Genomic DNA, 15,139 nt, shown 5'->3' with positions numbered 1-15,139 from the left:
ATGGCGGACAACCAGGCGGACCCCGAGTTCGAGGCGGTTCTGCTGTACCTGAAGGAGTCGCGCGGGTTCGACTTCACCGGTTACAAGCGGACCAGCCTCGCTCGCCGGGTGCAGCGGCGGATGCACCAGGTCGGGATCGAGCACTACGCCGACTACATCGATCACCTCCAGCTCGACGTCGAAGAGTTCAACGCGCTGTTCGACACGATCCTGATCAACGTCACCAGTTTCTTCCGCGACCCCGACGCGTGGGCCGTGCTGCGCGAGACGTTCATCCCGGCACTGCTCGCCGAGCGCTCCCCGGAGGACCAGATCCGGATCTGGAGCGCGGGCTGCGCCTCCGGTGAAGAGGCCTACACGCTGGCGATGGCGTTCGCCGAGGCGATCGGCCCCGAGCGCTTCCGTCAGCGGGTGAAGATCTACGCCACCGACGTGGACGAGCCGGCGCTCGCGGACGCGCGGCACGCGGCGTACTCGGAGAACGCGGTGGAGAACGTGCCGTCGGAACTGCGCACTACCTACTTCGAACGCCAGGGTGACAAGTTCACCTTCCGCAAGGACCTGCGGCGCTCGGTCATCTTCGGCCGCAACGACCTGGTGCAGGACGCCCCGATCTCCCGGATCGACCTGCTGGTCTGCCGCAACACGCTGATGTACTTCAACGCCGAGACCCAGGCGAAGATCCTCAACCGGCTGCACTTCGCGCTCGCCCCGAGGGGCCTGCTGTTCCTGGGGAAGGCGGAGATGTTGCTGTCCCACAGCCGGCTCTTCGAGCCGGTCGATCTGAAGCAGCGGCTGTTCCGCAAGTCCATCACCTCCCCGTCCGGGACCGGGTACTTCTCCACCCAGTCCTTCGCGCACGACCGCGGCGGCGAGATCGGCAGCCTCGACCAGCTGCGGAACTACGCGTACTCGACCTCCCCGGTCGCCCAGATGGTGCTCACCGGGGACGATCTGGTGGCCCTGATCAACCAGCAGGCGGAGCAGGTGTTCGGGCTGTCCCACCGCGACGTCGGGCGCCCACTGCGCGACCTGGAGCTGTCCTACCGGCCGGTCGAACTGCGCGGCTACGTCGAACAGTCCAAAGTGGAACGCCGGAGCATCCGGATCAAGGACGTCGAGTGGCAGCGCGGGCCCGGCGAGACCATGTGGCTGGAGATCCACGTCAACCCGCTGGTGGACACGGAGAACGGGCTGCTCGGGGTGGCGATCTCGTTCCACGACGTCACCGCGGCCAGGTCCCTGCTCGACGAACTCGCCCACGCGAACCGGCAGCTCGAATCCGCCTACGAGGAGCTCCAGTCGACCAACGAGGAACTGGAGACCACCAACGAGGAACTCCAGTCCACCGTCGAAGAGCTGGAAACCACGAACGAGGAACTCCAGTCCACGAACGAGGAACTGGAGACGATGAACGAGGAACTCCAGTCCACCAACGACGAACTGCAGGCGATCAACGACACGCTGCGCGACCGCAGCGTCGAGCTCAACCAGGTCAACGACTTCCTGGCCGCGGTGCTGACCTCACTGCGCTCGGGCGTGATCATCACCGACACCGAGATGCGGGTGACCGCGTGGAACCGCGGTGCCGAGGACCTGTGGGGCATCCGGAGCGAAGAGGCGATCGGTGAGCACCTGCTGAACCTCGACATCGGCCTGCCGGTGGCCGACCTGCGCCCGAGCGTGCGCGCGGCGTTGCAGGACGCGCAGTTCACCGAGACCCTGTCGCTGAAGGCGGTGAACCGGCGGGGCCGCCGGATCTCGCTCCGGTTGCACTGCGGTTCGCTGCACACCACCGGCCACGAGATCCACGGGACCATCCTGCTGATGGAGCCGGAGGAGCCGTGAGGATCACCGGGCCGCCTTGCCGAACAGGCTCGCGTCGAGCCGGTCCCGGAGCGCGACCAGGAACCGGGCCGACTCCGCCGCGGTGGCCGCCCGCCCGTCCAGCGCGGCCCACGCGCGCTGGTGCTCGGTCACGTCGTTCTTCTTGTGCAGCAGGAGCTTTCCGCTCACGTACTCGACGTACACCTGATCGGGCTCGTCGGGGAAGCCGAGAATGGTGAAGTCCGGCTCCAGGTAGAGGCCGCGGCCGTACGGCACGATCCGGATCCGGACCCCGGCCAGTTCGCCGGTCTTGAGCAGGTGCTGCACCTCGTCCAGCGCCATCAGCGGGGTCGCGGTGGCGCAGAGCCGGTCCAGCGCGGACTCGCTGAGCAGGAACTCGCGGCGGCCCTCGCGGTCGAAGATGCGCTGCCGATCCTTGCGGGCGGCGATCAGGTCGGGCACGTTGGCACAGCCCGCGGCCTGGAACTGCGCCAGCATGTACTGCTCGGACTGGAGCACCCCGGGAATGCGCTCCCCGGTCCACGACCGGATCTCCGACGCCCGCAGCTCCAGTTCGGGGACGTCCCCGAACCAGGCGGGCCCGGCCCGGCGGCGGCCGGGCCGGAGCCTGCTGACCGAGTTCACCTCGTTGAGCCGCCGGAGTTCGGCCGCGGTGACCTGGTCGACGTCGAGGAAGTCGATCAGCTCGCCGAGGTTCTCCGCGGAGATCGTGGTGGTGCCGTTCTCGATCTTGGTGACGGTGGACTGGCTGCACGCGAGCACACCCTTCACCTCGACCTGGGTCACGCCGGCCGCCTTGCGCGCGGCCCGCAGCAGCGAGCCGATCCGGCGGCGCCGGGCGCGGACCGAATCGGCCGTTCCGGAATGGCTCACGAAAAGCTCCGCTCGCCATTCCGGCCGGTGCTCAGCTGTCGAACTGGCCGGCCCGGACCGACTCGACGAAGTCGGCCCACTCCCCGGCCTCGAAAACCAGCACCGGTGAATCGGGGAGCTTGCCGTCGCGCACCCCGATCATTTCCCGGCCGGCCACGTTCACTTCGACGCAGTTCGCCCCATTCGGGCCGCAGGCCGCCGGCCGCTGCCAGCCCGCCGGGGCGAAGCGGTCGCCGATCGAATACGGGTCGTAGGTCTGCATGAGTCCCCCTCGCTGCTCGCCGGTACGGAACCTCGAATATTCGATTCAAGAATGTGGATCGAATATTCGATGCGCAAGCCCGCGCGGCGGCTGTCCTGGCTGGTTCCGGCATTTCTCACTCCATCGGGTTCGGCGGGGACGGCGGCGCCGGGGGTGACCCGGCGCCGCCGGGGTGATCACTCGGCGGGCTCGGCGGGCCCGCCGGGGGCGCGTCCGCGCAGGCAGGCGAGCAGGATCGTCACCGCGAGCACGGAGCCGGAGATGCCCGCGCCGGCCGAGGCGCCGAAGAAGACCACCCCCGCGCCCCCGAGCAGCACCGCGGCCAGCAGCGCCACGCGCAGCGTGGTGGCCCAGCCGCCGAGCACCTCGGCGGCCAGCTCCGGCCACGACCGCGGCGGGCGGCGGTGCCGCGCCGCCCGATCAGGCGAACGAGCCGGGTCGGCGCCCGGCGGTTCCGGGGTCGCGGGATCTACAATCGTCACGTTGTGCTCCTTCACGGGTGTGCGGCATCCGGCGTGGCTCCCGGCCAATGGGAGTCACGCCTTTTTGATCTTGGGACCACCCCGCCCCGGTCGAATATTCGACCTGCCAAAGTTACGTCCGTAAGATCTCAGGCATTTTTACACACGACCGTTATTGCCCGCAGCATCCGGGGCGAAAATAGTCAACAACCTCAGCCATCGACATTAGTTGAATATTCGAGGATAACTCGATCGAGTGACCGAACACCGGTACCGGCGCAGCCCGAGAACGCGGACGACCACTAATGGGTCGGCGCGCGCGGAAGCTTCACCGCAATTTCGCGAACAATGCGCGAATAAAATGAGCGCGGTGAATCGAACACCATTTTTCCGGCGTTCGCCGTCCTCGATCGCCCAGCGGCCGAAAGCGAGCGGCGGGCGGTCGGCCGGGTTCGGCCGCGCACCCATCATGCCACAGCGGGGCCGATCTTGCACACGCAGATGCACGTGCATCCCGTGCGAGGCGGCCGCCCAACCGGACCGCGCGGCCACCGGGAAAACCGCTTCCGGGACGGACCGGGCACATGCCACCATCCGCCGGTGCCCGACTCGCGTACCGAACTGCTCCGCTGGCAGTACGAACTGACCTGGTCCCTGCTCGAACTCCATCTGGCCGAACTGGTGCCGGAGGACTTCGGCTGGACCACCGCCCAGCACCACTGGACGATGCGCCCCGGCCCGGACGGGGGCTGGGTACCGGACTTCGCCGAGGAGGAGCCGTCGCCCATCCCGGTGCCGACCCTGGGCTGGGTCACCTGGCACCTCGGCTGGTGGTGGTCGGTCACCCTGGACCACGCGCGGGGCCGCACCCCGCGCGAGCGCACCGAGATCGCCTGGCCCGGCCCGGGTCAGCCGGCCATCGACTGGCTGCGCGGCCTGCACGCGGAGTGGACGGCCGTGCTGGCCGACCTCACCGCCGCCGAACTCGACGCGCCCGCGACCTTCCCGTGGCCGGACGACCCGACGAAGACGGTCGGGCACACGGTGGCCTGGGTGAACGCGGAACTGATGAAGAACGCCGCCGAAATCGGCCAGCTCCGCCTGTTGCGCGCGGCGGCCTAGGAAGGGCCAGCTCCGCCTGTTGCGCGCGGCGGCCTAGGAAGCCGCCGGGGTCAGCGGCCCCGGAAGGCCGCCACCGCGGTGTGCTGCGGGGTGCCTTCGGCCGCGGGGGCCAGGCTGTACAGGATCTCCGCGGTCATCGCGCCCTCCGGCGCCGGCTTCACGTACGGCCGCGCCGGGTCGACCACCTGCTCGCCGTAGGAGGCGAGTTCCGCGTGCCCGCTTTCCGGGGTCGGCCCGAAGAACTTGATGTGGTGCACGGTGAACGAGACAAAACCGAGGCTGATCACCAGATCCGCGGGTACCGCGGGGCAGACCAGCGTTTTGCTCACGGTACTTCCGGGGCCCAGCTCCATGTGGTTCTCCTCCTCGATGGTCGGGTCAGATCCCGGCGGTGCTCCCCCGCCGAGCAGGGCGGCGAACTCCTGCCTGGTGCCGCGGAAGGCGTTGAGGTCCAGCGGCGCGTACCCCGCGACCCGGCCGGAACTGGAGAACTGCAGCAGCGCCACGCCGAGGCCGCCGTACCCGTTCCAGTAGTGCGAGGGCACGTCGGCGAATTCCTCGGGGATCGTGCCCTGCACGTTGTCGGGGTAGCGCGAGGACCACAGCGGGGGCAGTCCGGCCAGCAACGGCTGGCCGAGCTGCAGCCAGTACCAGCGCGGGAGGTACGTCAGCGGAACGGGATAACCGGCCCCGCGCAAGCGATCCACGATCTCCCTGGTCAGCGCCACGCTGCCGCTGTTGCCCTCCACGTCCGGGATCACCGGCATGCCCGGCGGCACCACCCGCCGCACGTTGTCCACCTGCGCCGCGGCGGAAACCCCGGCGCGCTGGTAGTGGTACGCGGCGACCAGCAGCCCCGCGTCCTTGGCCCGCGCGATATTGTCGTGGAAGCGCGAGTCGACGAAACCCGAGCTCTCGGTCGCCTTGCAGATGACGAACTCCACGCCCTCCGCGCGTGCCTGGTGCAGGTTGGGATTGCCACCCTGGTGATGGCTGATGTCGAGGCCGAACAGGACCATCGTCGCTCCATGCGCTAGCGGTCGAGCCCACAACCTTGCCGCGGCAGGGAAAACCCGTGCCGCGGCACCGATCGTAACCCGATCGTGGTTCGCGCGCGCGCCTTCACCGCACCGCGTGCACCCGTTCGGCCGAGCGGCGCAGGAACACCGCGGCGGTCACCGCCGCGAGCGCCACGAATCCCGCGCTCAAGCCGTACGACAACTGAAAGCCTTCTGTCAGCGCGGTTTTCTCCGCCACGCCGGTGCTGAGCAGCTCAGCGCTGTGCGTGGTCGCCGCTGTCGCCAGTACGGCGGTACCCATCGCCGCGCCGACCTGCTGCGTGGTGTTGATCAGTCCGGACGCGATGCCCGAATCACTCGCCGTGGCGCCGGACATCGCCAGTCCCATCAACGCGGGCATCGCCGAGCCGAAGCCGGCCCCCATCATCACCAGCACCGGCAGAACGTCCACTGTGTACAGTCCAGCCTCGGGCACCCTGGCCAGCCAGGCCAGTGAGAGCGCGACCAGCACCAGCCCGCCGGTGAGCACGTGCCGGGCGCCGAACCGCTCGGCCAGCCGGGCGGCGAACCCGAGCGAGAACACCGCGATGGTCACCGGCGCGGGTAGGAAGGCGAGCCCGGTCCACAGCGCGTCCAGTTCGAGCACCCGCTGCAGGTAGAGCGCGGTGATGAACTGGAAGCCGAACAACCCGGCCACCATCAGCACCATCACCAGGTTCGCCCCGGCCACCGCGCGGACCCGGAACACCCGCAGCGGCAGCAGCGGTTTGGCCGCCTTCGCCTGCCGCAGCACAAAACCGGCCAGCAGCACGAGCGAGAACACCAGTAGGCCGATGCTCCGCGCACTGCCCCAGCTGTGCTCCTCGGCCTGCACGATGGTGTAGACCAGCAGCATCAGCCCGCCGGTGACCAGTCCGGCACCGGCGAGGTCGGCGCCCTCCCGCAGCCCAGGTCCGCGATCGGCGGCCACCAGCCGCCAGGTCAGCGCGATCGCCGCGACGCCGATCGGCAGGTTGACGAAGAAGGCCCAGTTCCAGCTCAGCCCCTGGGTCAGCACACCGCCCGCGATGAGCCCGATCGACGAGCCACCGGCCTGCACGAAGCTGTAGACGCCGATCGCCTTGGCCTGCGCACGCGGTTCGGGGAAGAGCGTGACGATCATGCCGAGCACCACCGCCGAGGCCATCGCGCCGCCCGCGCCCTGGAGGAACCGGAAGACCACCAGCGCGGTCCGGTCCGCGGCGATCCCGCACAGCAGGGAGGCCGCGGTGAACACCACCATGCCGGCCAGGAAGACCCGGCGGCGGCCGAGCAGGTCGCCGAGCCGCCCGGACAGCAGCAGCGAACCGGCGAAGGCGATCAGGTAGGCGTTGACCACCCAGGCCAGCCCGGCCTGGGAGAAGCCGAGGTCGCGCTGGATCCACGGCAGCGCGACGGTGACCACCGAGCCGTCGAGCACCACCATCAGCGTGGCCGCGCTGAGCACGCTCAGCGCGAACCACCTCGAGCCACCGTTTTCGGGCATGATCCATCCCCTCAAGAATGCTGAATCAGAGAATTTCCCCTGGCCAGCGCCAGGGCACTTCTTGTTACAGCGATCATCTTGTGTGACCATGAGCGCGAGCGGAAGGAGGCACTTTCATGTCTCAGGGGAACATCGGTGTGCCCGAGCAGGTCAGCCACGGGGAAGAGATGTGCACGGTGCTCGAGGCCCTGCAGCGGGTGAGCGGGAAGTGGGCCATCGGGATCCTGCTGGAGGCGTCGAACGGGCCGGTGCGGTTCACCGAGCTGGAGCGCGCGGTGAAGGGCATCAGCCGCCGGATGCTCACGCTGACCCTGCGCAACCTCGAACGCGACGGCCTGCTCGTCCGGACCGTCTACCCGACCGTGCCGCCGAAGGTCGAGTACACCTCCACCGAGATGGCGCTGGAGCTGTACGGCTCGCTGCGCGGCCTGACCCGGTGGGCCGAGCGCCACCGCGAAACGATTTCCGCCGCCCGCGAACGCTACGACGCGGCGAACGCGGCCACTGTTGGCTAGGGTGGCGGCGACCAGGAGGTGAGCCCGTGCCCGCGAAGAACCCGTTTCGCTGGATCGGTGACTGGGCCGACTGGTTCGAGGCGCGTGGCGTCTACGTCCCCGGCGAGGACACCCGCCCGGTCAACCCGTGGCGTGACTTCGGCTGGTTGCTCGTCGCCTGGCTGGCCGGCCTGGCGATCTTCGTACTCTTCTTCGCTCTCGCGGTTTGAGATGGGGTTTCGCGCATTCTTCTGAACACTGACACTTGCGTGACGTCTGTCACCCGCCGTGCATTATCGGTCACGGATCGGCCACGGGCCGACGTCAGCTCCGCGTCAACCGGACCATCCGGCTCGCGCGTACCGCACGGTACGTAGAGAGTGGAGCGCGTCGGCCGAAGTACCTACGCCGATCGGACCAACGACCACCGAACGCGGACAGGAGAAGGGCCAGTGCGCTCGCGGAGACCCCTGCTGCTCGCCTGCGTGCTGCTGGCGACGGCGGGTTGTGGCGCCACCCAGATGGAGCCCAACACCGCGATGACCATTCCCGGCACCGAGCCGGCCGCGCACCAGGCGATGGTGCCCGCCGAGAGCCGGGTCGACTTCGGCCGCGAGTTCCGCTTCCCGGACGGCCTGACCGTGCTCGTCTCCACGCCGAGGACCTTCCAGCCCAGCGCGACCGCCTACCCGCGCTGCGCCAGGGCGGTGGCCTTCGAGGTCAACCTGCTCAACGACGGCAAGCAGCCCTACCGCCTCTCCGGCTTCTCCGCCTCGGCCACCGTCGCCGGGGAACCGGCCAAGCAGGTGGTCGACTCGGCGCAGGGCTTCACCGGCATCGTCGACGCCGGGAAGGACGTCGAACCGGGCCGCAACGTGCGCCTCACCTTCGCCTTCGCCATGCCCGCCGACCCGGTGGAGCTGAAGATGTCGGTGCGGCCGGGCCCCGACAGCCAGGCCTCGGCGCTGTACACCGGGCAGGCCTGAGCACCCGGTAATCTCCGGGCATGAGCGAGCGACTTTCCCCCGGCGACGCGGCCCCCGACTTCACCCTGCCCGACAGCACGGGCGCCAAGGTCTCGCTGTCGGACTTCCGCGGGCAGTACGTGATCGTCTACTTCTACCCGGCCGCGGGCACCCCCGGCTGCACGAAGCAGGCGTGCGACTTCCGCGACAACCTCGCCGAGCTGAACGACGCCGGGTACCAGGTGCTCGGCATCTCCCCGGACAAGCCGGAGAAGCTGGCGAAGTTCGTCGACGCCGAGTCGCTGACCTTCCCGCTGCTGGCCGACCCCGACAAGACCGTGCTCACCGAGTGGGCCGCGTTCGGCGAGAAGAAGAACTACGGCCGCGTGGTGCAGGGCGTGATCCGGTCCACCTTCGTGGTCGACCCCGAGGGCAAGATCGCCAACGCGTTCTACAACGTCCGCGCCACCGGGCACGTGGCGAAGCTGATCAGGGACCTGGGCGTCTCCGCCTGACGTGGCGGGCCTGGAGTCCGCGGCGCTGAAGCTGGGCGGCTCGGTCGCCCAGCACGCGGCCAGGTTCTGGTTGCAGCGCCGCCGAGCGAAGTTCGAGCGGTCGGCCAGCCTCGCCGAGCTGGCCGAGCAGGAACTGGGCGGCCCGCTCAAGCGCCGGAACCTGGACAACCTGGTCGACCGCGTCGAAACGCTGGTCGCCGAGCAGCTCGCGCCGGTGCTGGACAGCCGCTTCGCCGCGTTGCCGGACAACGAGGTCGAGGCCGCCGTGCTCGCGGTGACCGACGTGCTCCGGCAGGTCGACCTCTCCGACGAGGCGCTGCTGGCCGCCGACGCCGATCCGGAGGCGCTGGCGCGCCGCGTGCGCGAGCAGTTCGCCGACCGGCCCGCCGAGGTCGCGCTGGCCGAACGGGCGTGGCCGCTGTACGAGCTCGCGCTCGACCAGTCGTGCCGCCACCTGGTGCAGGTGGTGCGGTACCTGCCCGCGTTCCAGCCCGCCGCGCTCGCCGAGGTGCTGTCGCGGCTGAGCAGGCTGGAGGAACTGCTCACCACCACGCCGGTCACCACCCTGCTCGCGCCACGCGGCACCGACCACGACACCGAATTCGGCCAGGCGTACCTGCGTGCGGTGGCGAAGTCGCTCGATCGGCTGGAGTTGCTAGGCCTGCCCGCAGACGAGCAACCGCGCCTTCCGCTCACCGTGGCCTACCTGAGCCTGCGCGTGTCCACCACCACCCGCGACCGCCACGAGGAGCGGGAGGAGAAGTCGTGGCGCGGCGAGATGCCGGTCGAATGGGCCGTCGGCCGCGCCGATCGCACGCTTCTGCGGGGAGAAGCAGGTTCGGGCAAGACGACCCTGCTGCACTGGCTGGCGGTCACCGCGGCACGCGCCGAGTTCCGGGGTGAGCTGCGCGGCTGGAACGGGCTGGTGCCGTTCGTCGTGCGGTTGCGCACTTTCGCGGGCGGAAGACTGCCCGCGCCCGAGGAGTTCGTCGCGCACGGGGCGAGCGCGATCGCCGGGTTGATGCCGCCGGGCTGGGTGCACCGCGTGCTGCGCGGCGGCGCGATCCTGCTGGTCGACGGGGTGGACGAGGTGCCGGCTCCCCGGCGCCGCGAGGTGAAGGCGTGGCTGCGCGAACTGCTCGACGCCCATCCGTCGGTGAAGGTGGTGGTCACCGCGCGCCCGGCGGCCGCGGACCAGGGCTGGCTGTCCGACGAGGGCTTCTCGGCGGTGACGCTCGACCCGATGGGGCCGACGAACGTCCGCGCCTTCCTGCGCCGCTGGCACGACGCCGCCGAATCCGCCGGTGTGCAGGCGGACGTGGCCACCGCGCACCGCCGTCTCAGCGCGCAGCTGGAGCGCACGCACCTGCGTGAGCTGGCCGCGAGCCCGTTGCTGTGCGCGATGTTGTGCGCGCTGAACCTGTCGCACCGGGCGAGCCTGCCGAGCAGCCGGATGGACCTGTACGCCAAGGCGCTGGCGATGTTGCTGCACCTGCGCGACACCGAACGCGGGCTGAGCGGGCTGCTCGGGGACGCCGAGAAGCGCGTCCTGCTGCGGGATCTCGCGTGGCGACTCACCCTGGCGAACCGGGTCGAGCTGTCCCGGGACGAGGCGCTGCGGCACCTGACCACGAAGCTGCCCGCGATGCCGAACGTCACCGCGGATCCGGAGGCGCTGCTGGCGCACCTGCTCGAACGCAGCGGCGTGCTGCGGGAGCCGGTGCCCGGCCGGGTCGACTTCGTGCACCGGACCTTCCAGGAGTACCTCGCCGCCGACGAAGCCGTGCAGCAGCACCACATCCCGACGCTGGTGGCGCACGCGCACCTGGACACGTGGCGCGAGACCGTGGTGATGGCGTGCGGGCACGCCACCGCGCGCCAGGCCGGTGAACTGGTCGACGGGCTGCTGGACCGCGCCACCGCCGAACGCCGTCGTGCTCGTCGCCTGAGGCTGCTCGCCGCCGCCTGCCTGGAAACCGTGCGGGACATCGATCCGGCCACGCACGCCCGCGTCGACGCGGCGCTGGGGAAGCTGGTGCCGCCGCGCGATCTCCGCGAGACGGCGTCACTGGCGACGGTCGGGCACCGCGTCCTCAAACTGCTGCCGACGGACCTGTCGGAACTCTCGGACGCGAAGGCGGCGGCGACGGTCCGAACCGCGGCTCTCACCGGCGACGCGGCCGCGTTGAGCCTGCTTTCGGGCTACGCCAAGGATCCCCGCGACGGCGTACAGGACGAGCTGCAGCACGGATGGCAGTTCTTCGACCCGGAACGGTACGCGGACGAAGTGCTCGTGGACGCCCCGCTGCGCAACGGCTGGCTGATCGTCCGATCGCTGAAGTGCCTGCCCTTCGTCGGGCGGCTGCGGCACCTCGGCGCCCTCTCGGTGTACACCGATCCGCCCGACGACTTCGGTGACCTCGGCGGTCTGCCCAAGCTCGACGACCTGATGTTCTTCGGTGACCCGGATCGCCCGGTGGATCTGCACTGGCTTCGCGACCACCCGCAGCTCAAGCGGCTGCGGGTGTACCGCGCGCACCACTTCAGCGGCCTGTCCGTGCTCGCCACGCTCTCCCACCTGACCGATCTCGGGCTGAGCCAGAGCAAGCCGTGGGAGGACCTGGAGTTCCTCCGGCACACGCCGCGACTGGTCTGGCTCAGCCTGGACAACACCGGCACGCTGCCGAACCTCGACGCCCTGCACCGGCTGCCGGAGTTGCGGTGGCTGGTGCTGACCCAGTACTCCGCCGACTGCCTGGCAGCGACCCGGCCGTTGCCCGAGTTGGCCAGCCTGGCGCTGTTCGACCAGGAACCGGAGCTGGCTCCGGTACCCGCCACGTTCCCGGCGCTGACCATGGTCAACATCCGCCCGGCCGGGCGGGTGGACCTCTCCCCGCTACGCGCGCTCCCGCTGACGGAACTGATCCTGCAGGACTACGACGGCGCCGACCTCAGCGTGCTCGGTCCGAGCGTCAAGCTGAAATTCCTCTAGGCCAGCGCACGCAGGTGGGGCAGCAAAGCACGCAGCGCCCGCCCCCGGTGGGACTGGGCGTCCTTTTCGGACGGATCCAGTTCGGCCGAGGTCCGCGAACCGCCTTCCGGTACGAAGATCGGGTCGTAGCCGAAACCGTTGGTGCCGCGTTCTTCCCGGAGCAGCGTGCCGCGCCACTCACCGCGGACGACGGTCTCTTCGCCGCCCGGGATCACCAGTGCGGTGGTGCAGACGAACGCCGCGCCCCGCCGCTCGTCCGGGGTGTCGGACAGCTGCGCCAGCACCAGGTCCAGGTTGGCCTGGTCGTCACCGTGCCCGCCGGACCAGCGGGCCGACAGCACGCCCGGCATGCCGTTGAGCGCGTCCACCGCCAGCCCCGAGTCGTCGGCGACCGAGGGCAGGCCGGTGGCCGCCGCGGCGTCGCGCGCCTTGGCGAGCGCGTTCTCCTCGAAGGTCGCGCCGGTTTCCGGGGCCTCCGGGAACTCCGGCACGTCGCCGAGGCCGAGCACCTCGATGGCGCCGAGGCCTTCCGCGTCGAGGATGCGCCGCAGCTCGCCGAGCTTCTTCGCGTTGCGCGACGCGACCAGCAACTTGGTGGTCACTTCTTGGCCTTCTTGTCCGGCTTCGGCTCGGGCAGCTCACCCGGGTAGGGCAGCGCCAGCGCCTCGTTCTGCTTCTCCACCAGCTGCGCGCAGCCCGCCAGCGCGAAGTCCAGCATGGTGTCCAAAGTGGACCGCTGGAAGGTGGCGCCCTCGCCGGTGCCCTGCACCTCGATCAGCGTGCCCGCGTCGGTGGCCACCACGTTCATGTCCACCTCGGCGCGCGAGTCCTCCTCGTACGGCAGGTCGAGCCGCACGCGGCCGTCGACCACGCCGACGCTGACCGCGGCCACCGAGGTCGCCAGCGGCTGGGGGTCGGCCAGCCTGCCCGCCGCGCCGAGCCAGGTGATCGCGTCGGCCAGCGCGACGTAGGCACCGGTGATCGCCGCGGTCCGGGTGCCGCCGTCGGCCTGGAGCACGTCGCAGTCGATCATGATCGTGTTCTCGCCGAGCGCGGCCAGGTCGATGCAGGCCCGCAGCGAGCGGCCGATCAGCCTGCTGATCTCGTGCGTGCGGCCACCGACCCGGCCCTTGACCGACTCGCGGTCGCTGCGGGTGTTGGTGGCCGAGGGCAGCATCGCGTACTCGGCGGTGATCCAGCCGAGCCCGGAACCGGCCCGCCACCTCGGCACGCCCTCGTTCACGCTCGCCGCGCACAGCACCCTGGTGCTGCCGAACTCGATGAGCACCGAGCCGGCCGGCCACTGCTGGAAGCCGCGGGTGATCTTGACCTCGCGGAGCTGGTCGTCGTTCCTGCCGTCTTTTCTCGCCACCCGTGCACTCTAGAACCCGGCCCGGAGCCCTTGTTGACCGGTGCGTACGCGATTACCGTCAGCATCCGTCCGACTGGACTCACTGGGGAGGTCCGATGAACCGGGTCCGCGCCGTCCTGCTCGTCCTGCTGAGCGCCGTGCTGGCCGGGGGTGCGGCCCCGGCGGTGGCCGCCGCCGACGACGACTGCACCGCGACGCTGGAGTGCACCGCCGAGGACATCAACCTGATGAGCATGCCGGAGCGGCTGGCCTTCGTCCGCGAGATGTCCGCCGGTCCCGCCGCCGAACTGCTGCCCGGGTACGCCCCGCGCTGGCGCAACATCGAGGGCATCATCGGCTTCTTCCGCGACCACGACATGGGCGCGCCCGGCAGCTGGGTGTCCTATGTGGACGCCGGGATCGTGGAGGGCATCGAGCGCGGGCTGGCCATCGCGCTCGGCCGGGGCACCGACACCTTCGGCAACCCGGGCTCGGCGAAGTGGGCCGACTACCTGCTCAAGCTGCGCGACGGGCAGCTGACCGGCCGCGCCGCGCACGACCGCGCGTGGAGCCAGGCCGAGCAGGCCTCCACCGAGCACGGCGTGCGCCTGGCCGAGGAGGTGCACGGCGTACCGGCGAGCGCGGTGGAGGAGCGCTTCTTCGCCTACTCCGAGTTCTACCGCTGGGTGCTGCGCAACCGGCCGCCGCTGCTCGACCTGTTCTCGCCGGGCGGCACGCCCGGTTCACCGCAGCAGGTCACCTTTCTCGACTGGTTCACCGACGTGACCAACGAAACCCCGTCGCGCAAGGGCGCCGAACTCGCGCTCGACCTGGCCGAGTTCGACATCGGCGGCGGCACGTTCAGCATGCTGCTGCTGGCCAACGCCTACTTCTACGAACTTTTCGACGACTACCTCGCCGACCTGGCCGACGGTCAGACCTCGTAGACCGCACCCTGCTCCACCAGTTCCGCCTCGCGGAATTCCAGGCGGGCCTCGGCGAGCACGGCGTCCCGATCGGTCCACGGTGCGACGTGGGTGAGCAACAGCCTGCCCGCGCGCGCCTCACGGGCCAGCACACCGGCCTGCTTCCCGGACAGGTGCACACCCGGCGGCCGGTCCGGGGCGTCGGTCCACGAGGCTTCGCTGAGCAGCACGTCGACGTCGGCGGCGAGCGCGGCCAGCGCCGCGCACGGGCCGGTGTCCCCGGTGTAGGCGAGCGTGCGGTCGCCGTGCCGGATCCGCAGGCCGAAGGCGGTGGTCGGGTGGTCGACCTCGGCCACCTCCACCTCGAACGGCCCCACGTGCAGGGTGCCGTTGGTCAGCTCGCGGAAGTCGTACACATCGGACAGGTCGGTCTCGGCGAGCTCGGCCAGGTTGGGCGCGTACGCGTTCGCCAGCCGCGCCGCGGTGTCGGCCGGGCCGAACAGCGGGAGCTTCGCCGGCCGCCGGTCGTACGGCGGTTCGGGGTGGTAGCGGCGCAACACGGTCAGCGCGCTGACGTCCGCGCAGTGGTCGGGGTGCAGGTGCGAGAGCAGCAGCGCGTCCAGTTCGAACGGGTCGCGGGCGACCTGCAGCTGTGCGAGCGCGCCGTTGCCCAGCTCGAGGCCGAGCACGAAGCCGTCGGCCTCCAGCAGGTACCCGGACGCGGCGCGGTTCGGCCCGGGGATGCTGCCCGAGCAACCGAGGATCGTCAATCGCACCCCCGGCACT

16 protein-coding genes are annotated in these 15,139 nt (G+C 70.4%); 8 read left to right on the top strand and 8 right to left on the bottom strand.

Going from position 1 to position 15,139, the window contains the following annotated elements:
- Complete coding sequence (locus JYK18_RS18365) at positions 1-1,848, top strand: CheR family methyltransferase (RefSeq protein ID WP_206804320.1); 1,848 nt, start codon at positions 1-3, stop codon at positions 1,846-1,848.
- 3 nt (positions 1,849-1,851) lie between these two features.
- Here JYK18_RS18365 and JYK18_RS18360 read toward each other — a convergent pair whose 3' ends face one another.
- From JYK18_RS18360 to JYK18_RS18350, 3 genes are all read right to left on the bottom strand, one after another.
- A complete protein-coding gene (locus JYK18_RS18360; protein ID WP_206803194.1) occupies positions 1,852-2,721 on the bottom strand; it encodes a Scr1 family TA system antitoxin-like transcriptional regulator in 870 nt (289 codons plus the stop codon).
- A gap of 31 nt (positions 2,722-2,752) precedes the next feature.
- Complete coding sequence (locus tag JYK18_RS18355) at positions 2,753-2,983, bottom strand: DUF397 domain-containing protein (protein WP_206803193.1); 231 nt, start codon at positions 2,981-2,983, stop codon at positions 2,753-2,755.
- A gap of 176 nt (positions 2,984-3,159) precedes the next feature.
- Positions 3,160-3,465 (bottom strand): hypothetical protein, encoded by a 306-nt coding sequence (locus tag JYK18_RS18350; RefSeq protein WP_206803192.1) that lies wholly within the window; start codon positions 3,463-3,465, stop codon positions 3,160-3,162.
- Between the two features lie 579 nt (positions 3,466-4,044).
- Here JYK18_RS18350 and JYK18_RS18345 point away from each other — a divergent pair.
- The gene (locus tag JYK18_RS18345; protein WP_206803191.1) at positions 4,045-4,566 is read left to right on the top strand and encodes a DinB family protein; all 522 of its coding nucleotides are present in this window, start codon (positions 4,045-4,047) and stop codon (positions 4,564-4,566) included.
- 50 nt (positions 4,567-4,616) lie between these two features.
- Here the strand turns inward: JYK18_RS18345 and JYK18_RS18340 are convergent, their stop codons facing one another.
- Together JYK18_RS18340 and JYK18_RS18335 are read right to left on the bottom strand one after the other, a co-directional pair.
- A complete protein-coding gene (locus tag JYK18_RS18340; RefSeq protein WP_206803190.1) occupies positions 4,617-5,585 on the bottom strand; it encodes a glycoside hydrolase family 25 protein in 969 nt (322 codons plus the stop codon).
- Positions 5,586-5,688: 103 nt separating this feature from the next.
- Positions 5,689-7,110 (bottom strand): DHA2 family efflux MFS transporter permease subunit, encoded by a 1,422-nt coding sequence (locus JYK18_RS18335; protein WP_206803189.1) that lies wholly within the window; start codon positions 7,108-7,110, stop codon positions 5,689-5,691.
- 116 nt (positions 7,111-7,226) lie between these two features.
- On the opposite strand from JYK18_RS18335, the gene JYK18_RS18330 reads away from it, so the two are divergent.
- The 5 genes from JYK18_RS18330 to JYK18_RS18310 all read left to right on the top strand — a co-directional run bounded on the left by JYK18_RS18330 (position 7,227) and on the right by JYK18_RS18310 (position 12,076).
- Complete coding sequence (locus JYK18_RS18330; RefSeq protein WP_206803188.1) at positions 7,227-7,625, top strand: helix-turn-helix domain-containing protein; 399 nt, start codon at positions 7,227-7,229, stop codon at positions 7,623-7,625.
- A 26-nt stretch (positions 7,626-7,651) separates the two neighbouring features.
- On the top strand, positions 7,652-7,834 hold the full coding sequence (locus tag JYK18_RS18325) for a hypothetical protein (RefSeq protein ID WP_206803187.1): 183 nt from the start codon (positions 7,652-7,654) through the stop codon (positions 7,832-7,834).
- 222 nt (positions 7,835-8,056) lie between these two features.
- Positions 8,057-8,590, top strand: coding sequence for a hypothetical protein (locus JYK18_RS18320; RefSeq protein WP_206803186.1), 534 nt, complete (start codon positions 8,057-8,059; stop codon positions 8,588-8,590).
- A gap of 20 nt (positions 8,591-8,610) precedes the next feature.
- A complete protein-coding gene (bcp, locus tag JYK18_RS18315; protein WP_206803185.1) occupies positions 8,611-9,084 on the top strand; it encodes a thioredoxin-dependent thiol peroxidase in 474 nt (157 codons plus the stop codon).
- A gap of 1 nt (position 9,085) precedes the next feature.
- Entirely contained in the window at positions 9,086-12,076 is a 2,991-nt protein-coding gene (locus JYK18_RS18310) for an NACHT domain-containing NTPase (RefSeq protein ID WP_206803184.1), read from the top strand.
- Here the strand turns inward: JYK18_RS18310 and rdgB are convergent.
- Both rdgB and rph read right to left on the bottom strand, forming a co-directional pair.
- Positions 12,073-12,678: an RdgB/HAM1 family non-canonical purine NTP pyrophosphatase gene (gene rdgB / locus JYK18_RS18305; RefSeq protein WP_206803183.1), complete on the bottom strand. Its 606-nt coding sequence runs from the start codon at positions 12,676-12,678 to the stop codon at positions 12,073-12,075. The genes JYK18_RS18310 and rdgB overlap by 4 nt on opposite strands.
- Positions 12,675-13,448: a ribonuclease PH gene (gene rph, locus JYK18_RS18300; RefSeq protein ID WP_206803182.1), complete on the bottom strand. Its 774-nt coding sequence runs from the start codon at positions 13,446-13,448 to the stop codon at positions 12,675-12,677. Before rph ends, rdgB begins: the two co-directional genes overlap by 4 nt.
- Before the next feature lie 95 nt (positions 13,449-13,543).
- Here rph and JYK18_RS18295 point away from each other — a divergent pair, with 95 nt between their 5' ends.
- The gene (locus tag JYK18_RS18295; protein ID WP_206803181.1) at positions 13,544-14,374 is read left to right on the top strand and encodes a hypothetical protein; all 831 of its coding nucleotides are present in this window, start codon (positions 13,544-13,546) and stop codon (positions 14,372-14,374) included.
- Here the strand turns inward: JYK18_RS18295 and JYK18_RS18290 are convergent.
- The gene (locus JYK18_RS18290; protein WP_206803180.1) at positions 14,362-15,129 is read right to left on the bottom strand and encodes an MBL fold metallo-hydrolase; all 768 of its coding nucleotides are present in this window, start codon (positions 15,127-15,129) and stop codon (positions 14,362-14,364) included. The two genes, JYK18_RS18295 and JYK18_RS18290, sit on opposite strands and share 13 nt — an antisense overlap.
- Positions 15,130-15,139 lie beyond the last annotated feature (10 nt).

Source organism: Amycolatopsis sp. 195334CR (genome assembly GCF_017309385.1).
In the GTDB taxonomy this organism is placed as follows: Bacteria; Actinomycetota; Actinomycetes; order Mycobacteriales; family Pseudonocardiaceae; genus Amycolatopsis.
The sequence above is the reverse complement of the archived record's forward strand: the minus strand, read 5'-3'. Positions and strand labels throughout refer to the sequence as shown.

Bases quoted from the DNA above. Each gene is read 5' to 3' on its own strand.
- JYK18_RS18295 (WP_206803181.1), top strand. From the start codon at position 13,544: ATGAACCGGGTCCGCGCCGTCCTGCTCGTCCTGCTGAGCGCCGTGCTG.
- bcp (WP_206803185.1), top strand. From the start codon at position 8,611: ATGAGCGAGCGACTTTCCCCCGGCGACGCGGCCCCCGACTTCACCCTG.
- JYK18_RS18340 (WP_206803190.1), bottom strand. From the start codon at position 5,585: ATGGTCCTGTTCGGCCTCGACATCAGCCATCACCAGGGTGGCAATCCC.
- JYK18_RS18355 (WP_206803193.1), bottom strand. From the start codon at position 2,983: ATGCAGACCTACGACCCGTATTCGATCGGCGACCGCTTCGCCCCGGCG.
- JYK18_RS18335 (WP_206803189.1), bottom strand. From the start codon at position 7,110: ATGCCCGAAAACGGTGGCTCGAGGTGGTTCGCGCTGAGCGTGCTCAGC.
- JYK18_RS18365 (WP_206804320.1), top strand. From the start codon at position 1: ATGGCGGACAACCAGGCGGACCCCGAGTTCGAGGCGGTTCTGCTGTAC.
- JYK18_RS18330 (WP_206803188.1), top strand. From the start codon at position 7,227: ATGTCTCAGGGGAACATCGGTGTGCCCGAGCAGGTCAGCCACGGGGAA.